This is a genomic window from Microbulbifer sp. S227A (assembly GCF_049800935.1).
Genome location: NZ_JBNAFZ010000004.1, coordinates 98,241 through 115,528, shown reverse-complemented (window position 1 = coordinate 115,528; position 17,288 = coordinate 98,241). Strand labels below are relative to the sequence as shown.

The window sequence follows — 17,288 nt, the reverse complement described above, 5'->3', positions numbered from 1 at the left end:
ACCACCAACGCAATGGGCGCTAGAGCCGGAACGCGGGCAGGCTGTCGAGCGCGGTTTTCAGCGCCTCGCCCCACCCCTTGGACACGATTTCGAAATAGGGATTGTCCAATTCGATCCGCCCGGTATGGCCCGTCGTGAGCGTGTCGCGTTCATACAAATGATAGTCAAACGGCGCCCCCACCGTCAAATTGGCCTTGAGCGTGGAATCGAAACTCACCAGCAACAGCTTCATCGCCTCTTCAAAGCTCATCGCGCTGTCATAGGCCCGCACCAGGATCGGACGACCGTATTTCATCTCGCCGATCTGGAAAAACGGCGTGTCGCTGCCGGTTTCGATGAAATTGCCCTCGGGATAGATCAAGAACATGCGCGGTTCTGACCCGGCGATCTGGCCACCAAGGATGATGGTGGCGTTGAACGCGCTGTCGGCGCGCTGTCCGCTCTGGGCGTGGTTGGCAATCACCTCGCGCAGGGTATCCGCCACCAGCCGCGCCGCCTGGAACATCGAGGGCACCGCCAGGATCGAGGGTTCACGATCTTCGGGGGCCTTGCTGCGTTCATCCAGCAGGCTCACCACGGCCTGGGTCGTGGCAAGGTTCCCTGCCGTCATCATGGTGATCACGCGATCCCCGGGTTTTTCCCATATCTGCATCTTGCGAAAGGTCGAGATATTGTCGAGCCCGGCATTGGTGCGGGTGTCGGACATGAAGACCATTCCGCAATCGAGCATCATTCCCACGCAATAGGTCATCGGGAACCTTCTATTGTTGCGCCACTTCTATGTGAACCGACAGGGCCTCGCCGTTTCCGCCGACTCTGCTGCCAGTTACAGGTGCCGCATCGCCATAGTCCAGCCCCGTCGCCACCCGTACATAGCGGTGATCGGGCGAGATTCCGTTGGACACGTCGAACCCGACCCAGCCCAGCCGGTCCACGTGAACCTCGATCCAGGCATGCATCGCCTCCTGCTCGACCGCGTCGTTCAGCATCAGATAGCCCGAAACGTATCGCGCCGCGAACCCCATCTCGCGGGTGCAGGCCAGCGCCACATGCGCATGGTCCTGGCACACGCCGCGCCCATGGGCGATCACTTCTTCGGCGTCCCATGACGGATCCGAGGCTCCGGTTTCATAGGCCACGTTTTTGCGGATCAGCGCCATCAACCCATGCAGCCGTTCAAGATCGGGCGCCCTGGGGTCGGTTTCATGCAGCAACGCGCGCGCCCCTGCCCCGGCCTTGGTGAACGCGGTGCCCCGCCGATAGAGCCACAGCGGCGCAGGCCCCGGATGCCGCCCGACGATGCCGTCGGTCTGGGTGATCTCGACCTCGCCCTCGCTGCTCACCACCAGCAACCCGGCATTCCTGTCGATGCTCAACAGCTCGACCGTATTGTGATGGTGATCCTCATAGGCCAGCTCCTTGCGTCCGCCCTCGACCTGGGTCGTCCAGTTCAGAACGGTCTGTCCATGACTCGATTTCGGGGTCTTGCGCAATTGTTGCAGCCCGTATCTCACCGGATCGCCGAACTGGTAACGCGTGACGTGGCGAATGCGTAGTTTCATGGCTCACTCATAGAATCGATAGTCGATCTCGATCTGCCCGCTCAGCCCCGAGATCTGGGTCAGAACCTTCTGGATGAATTCGTGCAGGCCGTATTCGAACACCCCGTCGATGGTCTGTGCCCGGTTCTTCTGTTCGTACCGCTCGATCCGTTCAAGCGACGGCATCCGCCCGCCATAATCCAGCGCCAGGTGGTCCAGATTGTCGCGCAGCTTGTGGGTGCAGAACGCGATGCTGCGCGGAAAGCGCCGGTCGAGCACGAGGAACTGCGCGATGTCACGCGGGTTCGGGTTGTTGCCATAGGCCAGCCGATAACCGCCATAGCCCGAAACCGACCGCAGGATGGTTTCCCATTGCACGTTGTCCACCGGGCTGCCGACAAAAGACACCGAAGGCAGCAGGACATAATATTTCACATCGAGAATCCGCGCCGTGTTGTCGGCACGTTCCAGAAAGGTGCCGATGCGGGCGAAATTGTAGATGTCGTTGCGCATCATCGTGCCATGGGTCGCGCCACGCACCAATGCCGTACAGCGCCGGATCGCGCCCAGCGTCTTGGGCAGATCACGTTCGGTCACCTTGCGCGACAGGATGCTGGTCGCGGTCATGTAGGCGCTGTTCACGCTTTCCCAGACCTCGTGGGTCAGGGCCGCGCGCACCATTCGTGCGTTGGTCCGCGCCGCGCCGATACAGGACAGGATCGAGGACGGGTTCGCCCTGGACCGCAACATCCAGTCGACCGCGGTATCCTTGGTGGCGGCCTCGTGCGTGGCGTCGAACCCCGCCGACACGCCGGCGGCCTCGACGATCGAGCGCCATTCGCTCTCGCGCCCGCCGGATTGCGACAACGCGATGCGCTGCCCGGTTTCGATCAGCCGCGCGGTATTCTCGGACCGTTCGAGATAGCGGTACATCCAGTAGAGGCCATTTGCAGTCTTTCCGAGCATCAGTCCTCCAGCACCCAGGTGTCCTTGGTGCCTCCGCCTTGCGAAGAATTTACCACCAGCGAGCCCTTTTTCATCGCCACCCGCGTCAGCCCGCCCGGCGTGATCTCGATGTTCTGCGGACTGACCAGAACGAAGGGGCGCAGGTCGACATGGCGCGGCGCAAGGCCGGCGCGGGTAAAGATCGGCACCGTCGACAGCGACAGGGTCGGCTGTGCAATGTAATTGCCCGGCCGCGCCTTGAGCTTTCGGCGAAACGCCGCGATTTCCTTTTTCGAGGCGGTGGGACCGATCAACATGCCATAGCCGCCCGACCCATGCACCTCCTTGACCACCAGGTCCCCGAGATTGTCGAGCACATAGGCCAGCGAGTCGGCATTCGAACAGCGCCAGGTCGGCACGTTTTCCAGAATCGGCCGCTCGCCGGTATAGAACTCCACGATCTCGGGCATGTAGCTGTAGATCGCCTTGTCATCGGCGATCCCGGTGCCCGGTGCATTGGCGATGGTGATCCCGCCCGCGCGATAGACATCGAGGATCCCCGGCACGCCCAGCTGGCTGTCGGGGCGGAAATTCAGCGGATCGAGAAATGCGTCATCCACCCGGCGGTAGAGCACGTCGATCGGCTTGTAACCCCGGGTCGTGCGCATCGCGACACGCCCGTCAACCACGCGCAGGTCATGCCCTTCGACCAGTTCGACCCCCATCTGGTCCGCCAGGAACGCATGTTCGAAATAGGCCGAATTGTAGATCCCCGGCGTCAGCACCGCGACCGTCGGCGTATCACCGGCACAGGCCGGTGCCGAGGCCGCGAGCGAGCGGCGCAGCGAGCGCGGGTAGTTCTGTACCGACTGTACCCGGTTCTGCGTGAACAGTTCCGGAAACATCTGGAACATGGTCTCGCGGTTTTCGAGCATGTAGCTGACCCCGGACGGGGTGCGGGCATTGTCCTCCAGAACATAGAATTCGTCATCCCCGGTCCGCACCAGGTCGATGCCGACGACATGGGTATAGACACCGCCCGGCGGATCGACCCCGATCATCTCGGGCAGAAACGCGTCGTTGCGGCTGATCATCTTTTCCGGCAGGCGGCCCGCGCGCACGATCTCCTGCCGATGATAGATGTCATACAGAAAGGCGTTGATCGCCCGCACCCGCTGTTCGATGCCGCGCGACAGTTTCTGCCACTCGCGGCCCGAAATGATGCGCGGGATGATGTCGAACGGGATAAGCCGCTCTTCCGCCTCGGCCCGGCCATAGACGTTGAAGGTGATCCCGGTCAGGCGAAACAGCTCTTCCGCCTCGCGCTGCTTGGCCCGCAGACGGCTGGGGTCCTCGGCATCGAACCAGTGTTTGAACTGCTGATAGGGAAACCGGGTTTCGTCGGTCCGCCCCCACATCTCATCGAATATCTGTTCTTCGCTCATGGCGAAAACGTTAAGTCACACCCTGTTGGCCGCGACGCAAATCTGTGCGGCACCCGCCACAATTGCGCAGTTTTCCAGCGCGCGCCCAAGATTTGCGCACACCGACCGGGCATATGCCCTGGTTCGGGCAGTTCGCAAGCGCCGGGTGCCCCGCGATGACCCGCCCAGATACCGGCAAAGCGCTTGTAATTCGCACGGCCTTCCGCAAGAAATATCGCACGACCTAGGGAGGAAACCATGAAAACACTTGTAACCGGGCTTGCCTCGGCGGCCCTGCTTGTGGCCGGTTCACTCGCGGTTCAGGCCGCCGAAACCACCATGCGCATCTCGTTGCAGCTGCCGCTCAAGAGCCATCTGGGACAGAACCTGCTGGCCTTCAAGCAAGAGGTCGAGGCCAGTTCGAACGGGGATATCACCGTCGAGATCTATGACAGCGCCCAACTCTACAAGGACAAGGAAGTGCCACAGGCGGTTGGCTCCGGTGCCATCGAGGCCGGGGTAGCGTCGCTGACCCGCTTTGTGGGCGACATCCCGATGGTGGACATATTCTATCAGCCCTTCCTATTTGACTCCGAGGACAAGGTCCGCAAGGCGGTCGCCCCCGACAGCCCGGTTCGCGGCCCGATCGACGCAGCGGTCAGGGAGACCGGTTCGACCATCCTGTGGTGGCAGGCCTATGGCGGCGCGATCATGCTGTCCAATGGCGGCCCCATCGCCACCCCGGCGGATATGCAAGGCAAAAAGGTTCGCGTCTTTGGCAAGACACTGGGCGATTTCACCGAGGCCGCGGGCGGAGCGCCGACCATCATCTCCGGATCCGAACAATATCTCGCCTATCAGCGTGGCACCGTCGATATCGGCATGACCGGCGTGTCGGGTGTGCAATCACGCTCGCTCTGGGAGGTGATGGACACGATCACCGTAACCAATCACGCCGATATCGAATTTGTTGTCGTGACCAATACCGACTGGTGGAATGGGTTGCCGCAGGACCATCGCGACATCATCTCGGCGGCGGCGGTCAATGCCGAGAACGCCGTGCGCGATGAAATGGCATCGATCGAGGCCCGCGCCTATGCCGCAGCCGAGGAAAACGGCATGACGATCTATACTCCGACAGCCGAGGAACTGGCGGCGTGGAAGGCGACCTCGCAACCGGTCTATGACATCTTTCTTGGCAAAACCGGCGAAGCCGGCAAGGCCATGCTGGACGCCGCCCAACAATTCTAACCCCCCGGTGCCTCGCGCTCTGCGCGGGGCGACAAGCCTTGCAGGGACCACTCACGATGCGCATCGTTGCGGCTATCGAGACCGCCATGGCCTGGTTGGCGGCTGGACTTCTGACATTGACGGGAGTCTTGCTGACCTACGAGGTGGTTGCCCGGTATTTCTTTAACGCCCCGACGATCTGGGCTGCCGAACTCAGCCAGCTCTGCCTGATCTGGGCCTGCCCTGTCGCGATGGGCTGGGCGCTGAGCCATGGCCGGCATATCCGGGTCACGGCGCTGACGGCCCAGATGCCGCGCCCATGGCAACGGACCGCCGAGGTGATCTCGCTGCTGGTGATCCTGTGCTTTTCGGTGGTTGTGCTGATCTATGGCTACGACATCTTTCTCGACAGCTTTGAACGTGGCCGCACCACGGGCACGATGCTCGACCTGCCCGCTTGGCTCCCCGAGGCCTCGGTGCCGGCCGGGTTCCTGCTGCTGATCCTGTCCTGCCTGACCTGTCTCTGGCGCATCCTGCGCGGCAACGACACGGCCCAGACCGAGGAAACGCAATGACCGTTGCCATCATTCTCGTCGCGCTTTTCGGGCTGCTGCTCATCGGGGTTCCGGTGGCCTTTGCGCTCGGCGCACTTGGTCTTGGCATGCTGGTGGTCGGGGGGTTCTCGCCGCTGATGGCGCCACAGGCGATCCTGTCGACGATGGATGGGTTCATCCTGCTGGCCGTGCCGCTGTTCCTGCTGATGTCCAACGTGCTGCTCAAGGGCGGTGTCGGGCGCGACCTCTTTGCGGCGGTACAGGCCTGGGTGGGGCATTGGCCGGGCGGGCTGGCGGTGGCCACGATCCTGTCCTGCGGCATCTTCGCGGCGATCTCGGGCAGCTCGGTCGCCACCGCCGCCACCATCGGCACCGTCGCCGCCCCCGAGATGATTTCGCGCGGCTATGACAAGCGCTTTGTCTATGGGCTGCTGGCCGCCGGCGGCACACTTGGCATCCTGATCCCGCCCTCCATACCGCTGATCATCTATGGCTTTGTCACCGAGGAATCGGTGATCGCGCTGTTCATGGCCGGGATCGGACCGGGGCTTGGACTGATCGCCCTGTTCATCGTCTATGCGATCCTGTCGGCACGTTTCCTGCAAGATTACACCTCCGTACCCGCCGCAAGCTGGCGCGAACGGCGCGACGCCAGCCTGCGCGCCCTGCCCTCGATCGCGCTGGCGGCTGTCATCCTGGGGGGTATCTATTCCGGGGCCTTCACCCCGACCGAGGCAGCGGCCATCGGCTTTGCCATGGCGCTGCTGATAACCGGCGTCATCCTGCGCTCGCTCAGCTGGGCCAGGTTGTGGGAAGCGATGCTGGCATCCATGGCGACCACGGTAGCGATCCTGCTGATCATCGCGGGCGCGAAAATCTTTGGCAAGGCCATCACCCTCTACCGTATCCCGCAGGACATTTCGCTGATGATTTCCGAAACCATCGCCTCGCCCGTGGGGCTGATCCTGCTGGTTTCGGTGGTGCTGCTTGTCATGGGGCTGGTGTTCGAGGCGCTGTCGATGGTGCTGATCATGACGCCGGTCTTGCTGCCTGCGGCGATGGGCATGGGGTTCGATCCGATCTGGTTCGGCATCTACATGGTGATCATGGTCGAATGCGCGCTGATCACCCCGCCGGTCGGGCTCAACCTCTATGTCATTCAATCGGTCACCCGGTCGAGCCTGGCGGACGTGTCGCGCGGCACCCTGCCGTTTCTGGCGCTGATGCTGCTGATGGTGATGCTGCTCTATCTCTGGCCCGATCTCGCCCTGTTCATCCCGTTCAAGTTGTGAGCCACGAGACGCCCCGACCTCCGTCCGATCCGCTGCACGCGCTGTCGGATGCGTTCCAGACCGTGACGCCGCCCCCCGGCAATGCACATGTTCTTTGACGCAAGAAGGGCGCGCAACGGGTTTGACGCCCGCTTCGAAGCAGACCACACGGTGCAAAACGCCACCAATCCGGGCACTCGGTTGCAATTTCATGCGCCAGGGCGCATCAATCGGAAAACCAAGGGGAGATATGACAAGATGACCAAGACATTTGTTTCCGCGCTGGCGCTGGCCGCCGCCGCAACCACCGCAACCGCCGATTGTGGTTCGGTGACCTTCTCGGATGTCGGCTGGACCGATATCACCGCCACGACCGCCGCGACCACCGTGGTGCTTGACGCGCTTGGCTATGACACCGACATCAAGGTCCTGTCCGTGCCGGTCACCTATACCTCGCTCGCTGCTGGCGATATCGACGTGTTCCTCGGCAATTGGATGCCCACAATGGAGGGCGACATCGCCGCCTATCGCGAAGCGGGCACCGTCGACACCGTGCGCGCCAATCTGGAGGGCGCGAAATACACGCTGGCAACCAACAAGGCGGGGGCCGATCTGGGCATCACCTCGTTTGACGCCATCGCGGCACAGGGCGAGGCACTGGACAACACGATCTATGGCATCGAACCGGGCAATGACGGCAACCGCCTGATCCTGGACATGATCGAACAGGGGGCCTTTGGCCTGAACGAATTCGATGTCAAGGAAAGCTCGGAACAGGGCATGCTGGCACAGGTGGCGCGTGCCGACCGCCGGGGCGAACCCGTCGTGTTCCTGGGCTGGGAGCCCCACCCGATGAACGCCAATTTCGAGCTGACCTACCTGACCGGCGGCGATGATTTCTTTGGGCCCAACCTGGGCGGTGCCACCGTCTTTACCAACACCCGTGCCGGCTATGTCGAAGATTGCCCGAATGTCGGCAAGCTGTTGATGAATCTCGAATTCACGCTGGCGATGGAGAACGAGATCATGGGCGCGATCCTGGATGACGGCACCGACCCGGCCGAGGCCGCCGCTGAATGGATCGCCGGGAACCCCGACGCGCTCAAGGCGTGGCTTGACGGTGTCAAGGATGCCAGCGGTGAAACCGACGCCTATGAAATGGCCAGCAAGGCCCTGCTGAACTGATCCGCCGCCCGGCCCCATTACCTGACACGGAGCATCCATGAACTGGTTGACCAACAGCAAACTCCCCGTCGGCGACGGGGCCGAGGCTTTCTTTCTCTGGCTACAGGACAATTTCGCCTGGTTCTTTGACGCCCTCTCGGTGCTGATGGAGGCGCTGATCGACGGCATCCTCTGGGTGCTGCAAACGCCGCACCCGCTGATCGTGATCGCGGTTTTTGTCGGGCTGACATGGCTGTTCCAGCGCAGCTGGAAGACCTGTGTTTTCGTTGCGGTCGGGTTCCTGTTCATTCTCAACCAGGGCTATTGGGAAGAAACCACCGAGAGCCTGACGTTGGTGCTGTCCGCCTGTGTTTTCTGCATGGCGCTCGGGGTGCCGCTGGGAATCGCGGCGGCACACCGGCCCCGGCTCTACCGCGCCATGCGCCCGGTGCTCGACCTGATGCAAACCCTGCCGACCTTTGTCTACCTGATCCCCGCCATCGTGTTCTTTGGCATCGGCATGGTGCCGGGGCTGATCGCAACGGTGATCTTTGTTCTGCCCGCGCCGATCCGGCTGACGCATCTGGGGGTCTCGTCAACGCCTCAGCCCTTGCTCGAAGCGGCGCAATCCTTCGGAGCCACCAACCGGCAGACCCTGGTCAAGGTCGAGCTGCCCTATGCGCTGCCGCAGATCATGGCGGGATTGAACCAGACCATCATGCTGTCGCTGTCGATGGTGGTTATCGCCGCCCTCGTCGGGGCCGACGGGCTGGGCGTGCCGGTCCTGCGGGCGATCAATACGGTGAACATCGCGCTTGGTTTCGAAAGCGGTTTCATCATCGTGGTGCTGGCGATCATGCTGGACCGGATGCTGCGGATGGAGCGCTGACTGAAGGTAGGATTCGATGAAACCCTTTGAAAAGTTTGTGTTTCGAGCCAATCGACCCAACGGAAACTGGATTAACTGGCGAATTGGAAGTGGTTGGTTTGCAGTTGCTGGGATTGATAACCGCATTGATGACGTCATCGCCTTTTTGAAGGCTGCCGCAAGTGCGTCCGATGAAAACAGATTGTTTGGTATTCGTTTAGTGCCGGAGCCGCACAATCCAAATGACGAAAATGCCATCAAGGTTATGGGGATTGCTGCTGCCAAGAGAGGAGAACTAAAGACTTGGCACATCGGATATGTTCCCCGTCAAATCGCGGAGAACGTCGCCGCCTTTTATGACCCTCGTGTTATCGCTGCGGAACTAAAACAAGCCAAGATCGGCGATCACAAGATCTACGTTTCAATTGCTGGGCTTATCGCCAAGGGTACTATCGAGAGGACGTCATAATGAAAATTGTTGAAGCCGTCGCCATCGACAACGTGTCCATCGTGTTCGGAGACCATCCGCAAGAGGCCCTGCCGTTGATGGATGCGATGCAGGACCGCGCCGAAATCCAGACCGCCACCGGACAGGTCCTGGGCGTGCATGATTGCAGCCTGACCGTGCAGCAGGGCGAAATCCTCGTCCTGATGGGCCTGTCGGGATCGGGCAAATCCACCTTGCTGCGCGCGATCAACGGGCTGAACCCGGTGGTGCGCGGCGCGGTCAGCGTGCATGACGGCTCGGGCATGGTCGATGTCACCAATGCCGATGCCCCGACCCTGCGGCGGGTTCGCCAGAACCATGTCGCCATGGTGTTCCAGCAATTTGGCCTGCTGCCCTGGCGCACCGTGCGCGAGAATGTCGGGCTTGGGCTCGAACTCTCCGGCCTGTCGCGCAGCGACCGGCGCGCACAGGTCAACCGGCAGCTTGATCTTGTCGGGCTGGCCGACTGGGCCGATCGCAAGGTCGGCGAACTGTCCGGCGGGATGCAGCAGCGCGTCGGCCTGGCCCGCGCCTTTGCCACCGAGGCCCCGATCCTGTTGATGGATGAGCCATTCTCGGCGCTCGATCCGCTGATCCGGACGCGGCTTCAGGATGAATTGCTGGACCTGCAAAAGGAACTGCGGCGCACCATCATCTTTGTCAGCCACGATCTGGACGAGGCCTTCAAGCTCGGCAACCGGATCGCGATCATGGAGGGCGGGCGCATCATGCAATGCGGCACCCCGCAACAGATTTTTTCGGCCCCCGCCAACGACTATGTCGCGGATTTCGTGGCACATATGAACCCGCTTGGCGTGCTCTGCGCGCGCGACGTGATGGAACCGGTGGGCGACACGCCCCCGGTGGATTGCGTCGCCCCCGACATGAGCATCCAGGACGTGATGACCCAGGTCATCGAAACCGGCCGCCCGGTCGGCGTGATCGCGGATGGCGAGATACTTGGCCAGATCAGCGGTGACAGCGTCCTGGCAAAACTGCTTGACCCGCGCGGCGGCTAGCGACCCCGAGAGGCGCACGGACAGGCATCGTCACAGGCGCAGGGTTTCGACGCTGTGCGGGCTGAGTTTTCCCGCGGCCAGCGCGCTGAGCGCAACCATCAGCGCCGCCGTCCCCAGGCACAGGGGCAAGCCGCCCGCCTGATAGGTCAGCCCCGACAGCAGGGTGCCGATCAGCCGCCCCGCCGCATTGGCCATGTAATAGAACCCTACATCCATGGTCACCCGCTCGGCGCGGGTAAAGGCCAGGATCAGGTAGGAATGCAGCGAGGAATTCACCGCGAACAGCGCGCCAAAAACCAGCAGCCCGACCACCAGCGCCAGCGTCAGCCAGATCGCCGGTTCGGGATGCACCGCAACCAGCCCCGCCAGAACCGCCGGCACCCCGCAGAGCATCAGCGCCCAGTGCCGCGCCGCCCCGATCAGCCCGGCCTCGCCCCGGTCATCGGCGCGCAGGATGCGCGGGGCTGCGGCCTGGATCGCGCCGTAGAGGATGATCCAGACCGCCATGAAGGTTCCGATCATGAAAAAGGCCGCCCGGTTGCCCGCGTCGCTGCCATCCGACAGCACCGCGTAGAAATAGATCGGGATGCCAACCACGAACCAGACATCACGCGCGCCAAAAAGGAAAACCCGCGCCGCCGACAGCCAGTTCACATTGCCCGACCGCGAGAACAGCTCGGAAAACTTAGCGCCCTTGCGCCCCGCGGGCAGCCCCGTCGGCATGCACGCCAGCACCGCCAGCAAGATCAGTGCGAGCGCGCCCGCCATGCCCAGCAGCGCCCCGTCAAAGCCGATGGTGGCCAGCAGGACAGCCCCAGTGAGAAACCCGACGCCCTTGACCGCGTTCTTGGACCCGGTCAACAGAGCAACCCAGCGGAACAGCCCGCCCCCCGCCGCCGGGGCCAGCAGCTTGACCGCCGATTTCGATGACATCTTGGCCAGGTCCTTGGCCACCCCCGACGCCCCCTGCACCAGCATCACAAAGGCCACCGACACGCCCACCGTCCAGCCCGGATCAAGCTGCGCAAGCGCGAACAGCGCGGCAACCTGAAGGGCGAGTCCGGCGTAAAGCGTGCTTGTCAATCCGAACCGCGCGGCGATCCAGCCCGCCGACAGGTTGGTCACAACCCCCGCGATTTCATAGAGCACAAAGAGATAGGCCAGTTGCACCGGCGAAAAGCCCAGCCCGTGAAAATGCAACAACACCAGCATCCGCAAGGCGCCATCGGTCAGCATGAAGGCCCAATAGGCGGCGGTGACCGCGATATAGGCCGACAGACCCTCGGCGCGCTGTGTCACAGCGATGCCCCGACCATCAGCGCCACGTCCGCCAGACGATGAGCATAGCCCATTTCATTGTCATACCACGCGTAGATCTTGAGCTGGGTTCCGTTGACCACCATGGTCGACGGCCCGTCCACGATCGCCGAGCGGATGTCATTGGTGTAATCCGCTGAGACCAGCGGGCGATCCTCATAGCCCAGAATACCCGCGAGCGGCCCCTGGGCGGCGCTCCTGAACAGGGCGTTGACCTCGTCGGCGCTTGTCTCGCGTTGCATCTCGAACACGCAATCGGTGAGCGAGGCATTCAGCAACGGCACACGGATGGCATGACCGTTCAACCGCCCCCTGAGTTCCGGATAGATCAGGGTGATAGCCGTGGCGCTGCCGGTCGTGGTGGGGATCAGCGAGTTCAGGGCCGAACGCGCGCGGCGCAGATCCTTGGCCGGCCTGTCAACGATGGTCTGGGTGTTGGTCACGTCATGCACCGTGGTGATCGAGCCGTGGCGAATGCCAATGGCCTCATGCACCACCTTGACCACCGGCGCGATGCAATTGGTGGTACAGCTGGCGGCGGTGACGATCCGGTGCGCCGCCGGATCATAGCTCATTTCGTTGACACCCATGACGATATTCGCCGTCGGTCCATCCTTGACCGGGGCCGAAACCACGACCTTCTTGACCCCGGCTGTGAAATACGGCGCCAGTTGGGCCTCGGTCTTGTGCCTGCCGGTGCAATCGATCAGCACATCGACACCGTCAAGCGGCAATGCCCCGGGATCCGCCGTTCCGACAAACCGCAGCCGCGTGCCGTCAATCGTCACGCTCTGGGCATCATGGCCAAAGGTGGCGGGCCAGCGGCCATGCACCGTATCGAATTCGAGCAGATGTGCGTGCATGGCCGGATCGCCCACCGCGTCATTGATCCAGGCGATGCTGGCCCCACGTTGCAAAAGCGGGCGCAGGGCAAGTTTTCCCATGCGGCCAAGACCGTTGATGGCATAGACTGTCACGACAAGATTTCCTCTCTGGGTGATCGGGCGAGATCATCGACCGCATGTTGCAGGGCCACCCGATCCAGCGATGCCAGCGGCAGGGCGGCAAACGCCATGATCCGACGCCGAAGCGCGCCGTAGGCCTGTTGGAAGGCGAGGCGCTTTTCCGCATCAGTGCCCTCGACCTTGACGGGATCGGGTATCCCCCAATGCGCACTGATCGGTTGTCCGGGCCAGGGTGGGCACGTTTCGTTCGCGGCCCTGTCACAGACCGTGAATACAAAATCGAACGGCCGCGCATCAGATTGCCGAAACTCGGTCAGGTTCTTGGCCCGCAGGGTCGACGTGTCATGCCCCTTCGATTTCAGCAGCTCAAGCGCGAACGGGTTGAGCTCCGGGTACGGGCGGGTTCCGGCCGAGTAAGACCTGAAGAGATCACCGCCCTCGTGGCGCAATATGGATTCCGCAAGGATCGAACGGGCCGAATTCCCGGTACAGAGGAACAGGACCCTGTAGCTCGCGCCCGGTTCGCGAGGCTGTGCCCGCGGCGGACAGAGTTCGGGGCGGCCCCCGCAACACTCCAGCAGCAGATGGTCGAACATCTGTTGCACACCCGTGATATTCGCCGCGTATAGCAGCGAGGTCGCAACCCGCGTCTGGGTCAGCAGCCCGGCCTGCACCAGCGTTGCAAGATAGGCGGAAAGCGTGCTGGCCCTGAGATCAAGCGCATTCGCCAGCTCGCCCGCCGGCACCCGGTCGGGATAGCGCCGCATCAGCAATCGAAACAGCGCCAGACGCTGTGGATGGGCCAGGGCCGAAAGACGGGGAAGAATCTCTATTTCCATAATTCACGAATAACAGAAATATAGATTCGCACAACCCTTGACCGTGCGGTTTCCCGGCCGGCTCCAACACGAAACTGCCAAAGTTTCGGGCACCCCGCCCAAAAACTCGACAGCGGCCAGCCGAATGGCGGCAGAGCGTCCTGTCCGGCGCGTGGCGGTTGCCTGATCTGCGGGTCTGGCCCAGACAGGGCACATGGCAGAACCCTTGACCATTGTTGTCGTCGAAGAAGACCGCGACCGTGCGATCGCGATTGTCGATGCGCTCAAGGAGTCGGGCGATTACGAGGTTTTCGTGATCGGTAACCCGTCGGGTCTGGCCCGCAAGATCAGCACCCATGCGCCGGACGTGGTGTTGATCGACATCGACAACCCCACCCGCGACATGCTCGAGGAACTCACCCTCGCCTCCGGGCCGCTGGACCGCCCCGTGGCGATGTTCGTTTCCCCCGCCGCCGGCGGGTTGGCCCGCGCGGCCATCGAGGCGGGGTTGTCCGCCTATGTGGCTGATGGGCTCAAACCGGACCGTCTCAAACCGATCATGGATGCCGCCATCACCCGGTTCCAGATCGCGCGGCAGATGCGCAGCGAACTGGCCGAGACCCGCCGCGCTCTGGAAGAGCGCAAGGTGATCGACCGTGCCAAGGGCCTGTTGATGAAGGCCAAGGGGATCGACGAGGGCCAAGCCTATTCGCTGCTGCGCCGTGCCGCGATGGACCAGGGCCGCCGGGTCGCCGATGTGGCGGAGGCGCTGGTGTCAACGGCGGGGCTGCTGTCGTGAAACGGGTCGCGCTCTCGGTCGCCTACATGCCGCTGGTCGATGCGGCGCCGCTTATCCTGGCAGAAGAGATGGGCTTTGCCGCCACCGAGGGCCTGTCGCTCGACCTGGTCCCTGCCCCGTCCTGGTCTTCGGTTCGCGACATGCTGGCCTTTGGTCGCGTAGACGCGGCGCATATGCTGTCGCCGATCCCGGTCGCCATGGCGCTCGGGCTGGGCGGCGTGGCCACCGCGCTGTCGGCGGTTTCGGTTCTCTCGATCAACGGCGAGGTCATCGGGGTCGGCAAGCGGCTGGAAGCGCGGCTGCGCGCAACCGGCTTTGCCTTTGACTTTCGCGATGCCCGCGCCGCCAGCGCGGCGCTGGCCTCGGCCCTCGAGGGCCGCCTGACAATCGGCGTGCCTTTTCCGTTCTCGATGCATGTTGAATTGCTGCGCTACTGGTTTGATGCCACCGGGCTGAACGGCGACCGGATCGACATCCGCACGGTGCCACCGCCGCTGATGGCCGACGCGCTGACGGCGGGCGAGATCGATGCCTTTTGCGTCGGCGAGCCATGGGGCTCGGCGGCGGTCGAGGCGGGCGTCGGCGCGCTGTTGCTGCCCGGCTCGGCGATCTGGTCCTTTGCCCCGGAAAAGGTACTGGCCACGCGCACCGGCTGGGCCGAGACCGAACCGCACCTGCTGGGGCGGCTGATGCGCGCGGCGTGGAAAGCCGGGCGCTGGCTGGCGACATCGTCGAGCCACACCACCGCCTCCGAGATCCTGTCGCGCAAACGCTATCTCGACCTGCCTTCCGAGGTGATCGACCGCGCCCTGAGTGGCCGGTTGACGATTTCCCAAAAGGGAGAGCAACGCACGGTCGAACGGTTTGCCGAATTCCACCACGGAGCCGCGAATTTCCCATGGCGCAGCCAGGCGCGGTGGATCGCCCATCGCATCGCCGCGCGCAGCGGGCTGGACCCGGCCACCGCCGCGGATCGGGCGGCGGATGTCTTTCGCACCGATCTCTACCGGCAGGCATTGCAACCGCTGGGGGCCGAGATGCCCGGCGCCTCGGAAAAGCTCGAAGGGGCGATCCAGCATCCAACCGCCGTGGCCTCAGCCTCTGGCGGCTTGATTCTACAGCCGGACGGTTTTTTCGATGGCCGCATTTTTGACCCCCACAACCGATAGCGCCCATTTTTTCGGCACCGCAGCAGCTCGCACGCTGCGACGCAGCAAAAATAACCGATCCCCTCGCCGCGTGGCTTGACCGGTTCGGTAGCTCTGGGCATCCTGAAACCACACAGAGGCAATGGCGTCTCCGTATCGAATTCTCCCACCGACAGGGATCGCTGAGCAAAGCCGCTCGACCCTCCGTCTTCGCGACGGGGTGCGTCAGCGGCTTTTCTTGTTTTCTTCCGGTCCGCGTGACCGACCGAACGCCTCAAAGGAACATCCCATGAGACACTTGCTCACCACCTTTGCCACTCTCACCGCCCTGCCCGGCACCCTGTTCGCGCAGGATCTCGAGATCGACGAACTGACCTTTGGCTTTATCAAGCTCACCGATATGGCACCGCTCGCCGTGGCTTATGAACAGGGTTATTTCCTTGATGAGGGGCTGTTCGTGACGCTCGAAGCCCAGGCCAACTGGAAAGTGCTGCTGGATGGCGTGATCGACGGCACCTTGCAGGGGGCGCATATGCTCGCCGGGCAACCGCTGGCCGCAACCATCGGTTTCGGCACTGAAGCGCATATCGTGACGCCGTTTTCCATGGATCTGAACGGCAACGGCATCACCGTGTCCAACGCAGTCTGGGAAGAGATGAAACCGAACATCCCCACGATGGATGACGGCCGCCCGCAACACCCGATCAGCGCGGCGGCGCTGGCCCCCGTGGTCGAGAAATACAAATCCGAGGGCAAGGCCTTTAACATGGGCATGGTGTTCCCGGTCTCGACCCACAATTACGAATTGCGCTACTGGCTGGCGGCCGGTGGGCTGCATCCGGGCTATTACAGCCCCGAGAACGTGACCGGCCAGATCAATGCCGATGTGTTCCTGTCCGTGACCCCGCCGCCGCAAATGCCCGCAACGCTCGAGGCCGGCACGATCTTTGGCTATTGCGTCGGCGAGCCGTGGAACCAGCAGGCGGTGTTCAAGGGTATCGGCGTTCCGGTCATCACCGATTACGAGCTGTGGAAGAACAACCCGGAAAAGGTGTTCGGCATCACCGCGGAATTCGCCGAAACCAACCCCAACACCACCCGCGCGATCACCAAGGCGCTGATCCGCGCGGCGATGTGGCTGGATGAGAACGACAATGCCAACCGCATGGAAGCGGTGCAGATGCTGTCGCAGCCGGAATATGTGGGTGCCGATGCCGAGGTGATCGCCAATTCGATGACCGGCACATTTGAATATGAAAAGGGTGACGTGCGCGACGTGCCGGATTTCAACGTGTTCTTCCGCTATAACGCCACCTACCCGTTCTATTCCGACGCCGTGTGGTACCTCACCCAGATGCGCCGCTGGGGACAGATCGCCGAGTTCAAGCCCGACAGCTGGTATGACGAGGTCGCCAAATCCGTCTATCGCCCCGACATCTATCTCGACGCCGCCCGCGCGCTGGTTGACGAGGGCCAGGCGGCAGAGGCCGATTTCCCCTGGGACAGCGACGGCTACAAGGCCCCGACCCCGGCCGCCGATATCATCGACGGGATCGTCTATGACGGGCGCGCGCCCAACGCCTATCTCGAAAGCCTGCCGATCGGGCTGAAGGGCGAGCAGATCATCAACGGATCCGACATCCAGGGGTAAGCCGTGTCTCCGCGCCCGGCCCCGCGGCGCGGAACGCTCCCCTCTCTCTGACACGCGACGCGCCCGCCGCGCGCCCCGCATAGCCAG

17 protein-coding genes and 1 pseudogene are annotated in these 17,288 nt (G+C 63.0%); 10 read left to right on the top strand and 8 right to left on the bottom strand.

Going from position 1 to position 17,288, the window contains the following annotated elements:
• Positions 1–19 precede the first annotated feature (19 nt).
• From ACP15R_RS11080 to ACP15R_RS11065, 4 genes are read right to left on the bottom strand one after another with little or no spacing between them, the layout of a single operon-like run.
• The gene (locus tag ACP15R_RS11080) at positions 20–751 is read right to left on the bottom strand and encodes a peptidase (RefSeq protein WP_424986467.1); all 732 of its coding nucleotides are present in this window, start codon (positions 749–751) and stop codon (positions 20–22) included.
• A 10-nt stretch (positions 752–761) separates the two neighbouring features.
• On the bottom strand, positions 762–1,562 hold the full coding sequence (locus ACP15R_RS11075) for a transglutaminase family protein (RefSeq protein ID WP_424986466.1): 801 nt from the start codon (positions 1,560–1,562) through the stop codon (positions 762–764).
• Positions 1,563–1,565: 3 nt separating this feature from the next.
• On the bottom strand, positions 1,566–2,507 hold the full coding sequence (locus ACP15R_RS11070; RefSeq protein ID WP_424986465.1) for an alpha-E domain-containing protein: 942 nt from the start codon (positions 2,505–2,507) through the stop codon (positions 1,566–1,568).
• Complete coding sequence (locus tag ACP15R_RS11065; RefSeq protein ID WP_424986464.1) at positions 2,507–3,931, bottom strand: circularly permuted type 2 ATP-grasp protein; 1,425 nt, start codon at positions 3,929–3,931, stop codon at positions 2,507–2,509. Before ACP15R_RS11065 ends, ACP15R_RS11070 begins: the two co-directional genes overlap by 1 nt.
• A gap of 237 nt (positions 3,932–4,168) precedes the next feature.
• Between ACP15R_RS11065 and dctP the strand changes: the two genes are divergently transcribed.
• From dctP to choV, 7 genes are all read left to right on the top strand, one after another.
• Positions 4,169–5,161 carry a TRAP transporter substrate-binding protein DctP gene (gene dctP, locus ACP15R_RS11060; protein WP_424986463.1) on the top strand — a complete coding sequence of 331 codons (993 nt, stop codon included), beginning with the start codon at positions 4,169–4,171 and terminating at the stop codon, positions 5,159–5,161.
• 56 nt (positions 5,162–5,217) lie between these two features.
• The gene (locus ACP15R_RS11055) at positions 5,218–5,715 is read left to right on the top strand and encodes a TRAP transporter small permease (protein ID WP_424986462.1); all 498 of its coding nucleotides are present in this window, start codon (positions 5,218–5,220) and stop codon (positions 5,713–5,715) included.
• Positions 5,712–6,986, top strand: a complete 1,275-nt coding sequence (locus tag ACP15R_RS11050; protein WP_424986461.1) for a TRAP transporter large permease — start codon at positions 5,712–5,714, stop codon at positions 6,984–6,986. The genes ACP15R_RS11055 and ACP15R_RS11050 overlap by 4 nt, the downstream gene beginning before the upstream one ends.
• Positions 6,987–7,223: 237 nt before the next feature.
• Complete coding sequence (gene choX / locus ACP15R_RS11045; protein ID WP_424986460.1) at positions 7,224–8,150, top strand: choline ABC transporter substrate-binding protein; 927 nt, start codon at positions 7,224–7,226, stop codon at positions 8,148–8,150.
• A 37-nt stretch (positions 8,151–8,187) separates the two neighbouring features.
• Complete coding sequence (gene choW, locus ACP15R_RS11040; protein WP_424986459.1) at positions 8,188–9,018, top strand: choline ABC transporter permease subunit; 831 nt, start codon at positions 8,188–8,190, stop codon at positions 9,016–9,018.
• 16 nt (positions 9,019–9,034) lie between these two features.
• A complete protein-coding gene (locus ACP15R_RS11035) occupies positions 9,035–9,466 on the top strand; it encodes an HIRAN domain-containing protein (protein WP_424986458.1) in 432 nt (143 codons plus the stop codon).
• Complete coding sequence (gene choV / locus ACP15R_RS11030; protein WP_424986457.1) at positions 9,466–10,503, top strand: choline ABC transporter ATP-binding protein; 1,038 nt, start codon at positions 9,466–9,468, stop codon at positions 10,501–10,503. The genes ACP15R_RS11035 and choV overlap by 1 nt, the downstream gene beginning before the upstream one ends.
• A gap of 30 nt (positions 10,504–10,533) precedes the next feature.
• Here the strand turns inward: choV and arsJ are convergent, their stop codons facing one another.
• The 4 genes and pseudogenes from arsJ to ACP15R_RS11010 all read right to left on the bottom strand — a co-directional run.
• On the bottom strand, positions 10,534–11,802 hold the full coding sequence (gene arsJ / locus ACP15R_RS11025) for an organoarsenical effux MFS transporter ArsJ (RefSeq protein ID WP_424986456.1): 1,269 nt from the start codon (positions 11,800–11,802) through the stop codon (positions 10,534–10,536).
• Positions 11,799–12,797 carry an ArsJ-associated glyceraldehyde-3-phosphate dehydrogenase gene (locus ACP15R_RS11020; protein WP_424986455.1) on the bottom strand — a complete coding sequence of 333 codons (999 nt, stop codon included), beginning with the start codon at positions 12,795–12,797 and terminating at the stop codon, positions 11,799–11,801. The genes arsJ and ACP15R_RS11020 overlap by 4 nt, the downstream gene beginning before the upstream one ends.
• The gene (locus ACP15R_RS11015; protein WP_424986874.1) at positions 12,794–13,285 is read right to left on the bottom strand and encodes an arsenate reductase ArsC; all 492 of its coding nucleotides are present in this window, start codon (positions 13,283–13,285) and stop codon (positions 12,794–12,796) included. The genes ACP15R_RS11020 and ACP15R_RS11015 overlap by 4 nt, the downstream gene beginning before the upstream one ends.
• A gap of 159 nt (positions 13,286–13,444) precedes the next feature.
• Positions 13,445–13,624 (bottom strand): annotated as a pseudogene (locus ACP15R_RS11010) (ArsR/SmtB family transcription factor); the annotation flags it as partial.
• A 193-nt stretch (positions 13,625–13,817) separates the two neighbouring features.
• Here ACP15R_RS11010 and ACP15R_RS11005 point away from each other — a divergent pair.
• The 3 genes from ACP15R_RS11005 (at position 13,818) to ACP15R_RS10995 (ending at position 17,201) form a co-directional block, all read left to right on the top strand.
• Positions 13,818–14,402: an ANTAR domain-containing response regulator gene (locus tag ACP15R_RS11005; RefSeq protein WP_424986454.1), complete on the top strand. Its 585-nt coding sequence runs from the start codon at positions 13,818–13,820 to the stop codon at positions 14,400–14,402.
• Positions 14,399–15,571 carry an ABC transporter substrate-binding protein gene (locus ACP15R_RS11000; protein ID WP_424986453.1) on the top strand — a complete coding sequence of 391 codons (1,173 nt, stop codon included), beginning with the start codon at positions 14,399–14,401 and terminating at the stop codon, positions 15,569–15,571. The genes ACP15R_RS11005 and ACP15R_RS11000 overlap by 4 nt, the downstream gene beginning before the upstream one ends.
• 268 nt (positions 15,572–15,839) lie before the next feature.
• A complete protein-coding gene (locus tag ACP15R_RS10995; protein WP_424986452.1) occupies positions 15,840–17,201 on the top strand; it encodes a CmpA/NrtA family ABC transporter substrate-binding protein in 1,362 nt (453 codons plus the stop codon).
• The last annotated feature ends 87 nt before the right edge of the window (positions 17,202–17,288 follow it).

What these genes read in the sequence shown, in the direction of transcription:
- ACP15R_RS10995 (WP_424986452.1), top strand. Translation starts at nt 15,840, where the DNA reads ATGAGACACTTGCTCACCACCTTTGCCACTCTCACCGCCCTGCCCGGC.
- ACP15R_RS11005 (WP_424986454.1), top strand. Translation starts at nt 13,818, where the DNA reads ATGGCAGAACCCTTGACCATTGTTGTCGTCGAAGAAGACCGCGACCGT.
- dctP (WP_424986463.1), top strand. Translation starts at nt 4,169, where the DNA reads ATGAAAACACTTGTAACCGGGCTTGCCTCGGCGGCCCTGCTTGTGGCC.
- ACP15R_RS11080 (WP_424986467.1), bottom strand. Translation starts at nt 751, where the DNA reads ATGACCTATTGCGTGGGAATGATGCTCGATTGCGGAATGGTCTTCATG.
- ACP15R_RS11055 (WP_424986462.1), top strand. Translation starts at nt 5,218, where the DNA reads ATGCGCATCGTTGCGGCTATCGAGACCGCCATGGCCTGGTTGGCGGCT.
- ACP15R_RS11070 (WP_424986465.1), bottom strand. Translation starts at nt 2,507, where the DNA reads ATGCTCGGAAAGACTGCAAATGGCCTCTACTGGATGTACCGCTATCTC.
- ACP15R_RS11075 (WP_424986466.1), bottom strand. Translation starts at nt 1,562, where the DNA reads ATGAAACTACGCATTCGCCACGTCACGCGTTACCAGTTCGGCGATCCG.
- ACP15R_RS11050 (WP_424986461.1), top strand. Translation starts at nt 5,712, where the DNA reads ATGACCGTTGCCATCATTCTCGTCGCGCTTTTCGGGCTGCTGCTCATC.
- choX (WP_424986460.1), top strand. Translation starts at nt 7,224, where the DNA reads ATGACCAAGACATTTGTTTCCGCGCTGGCGCTGGCCGCCGCCGCAACC.
- ACP15R_RS11065 (WP_424986464.1), bottom strand. Translation starts at nt 3,931, where the DNA reads ATGAGCGAAGAACAGATATTCGATGAGATGTGGGGGCGGACCGACGAA.
- ACP15R_RS11035 (WP_424986458.1), top strand. Translation starts at nt 9,035, where the DNA reads ATGAAACCCTTTGAAAAGTTTGTGTTTCGAGCCAATCGACCCAACGGA.
- choV (WP_424986457.1), top strand. Translation starts at nt 9,466, where the DNA reads ATGAAAATTGTTGAAGCCGTCGCCATCGACAACGTGTCCATCGTGTTC.
- choW (WP_424986459.1), top strand. Translation starts at nt 8,188, where the DNA reads ATGAACTGGTTGACCAACAGCAAACTCCCCGTCGGCGACGGGGCCGAG.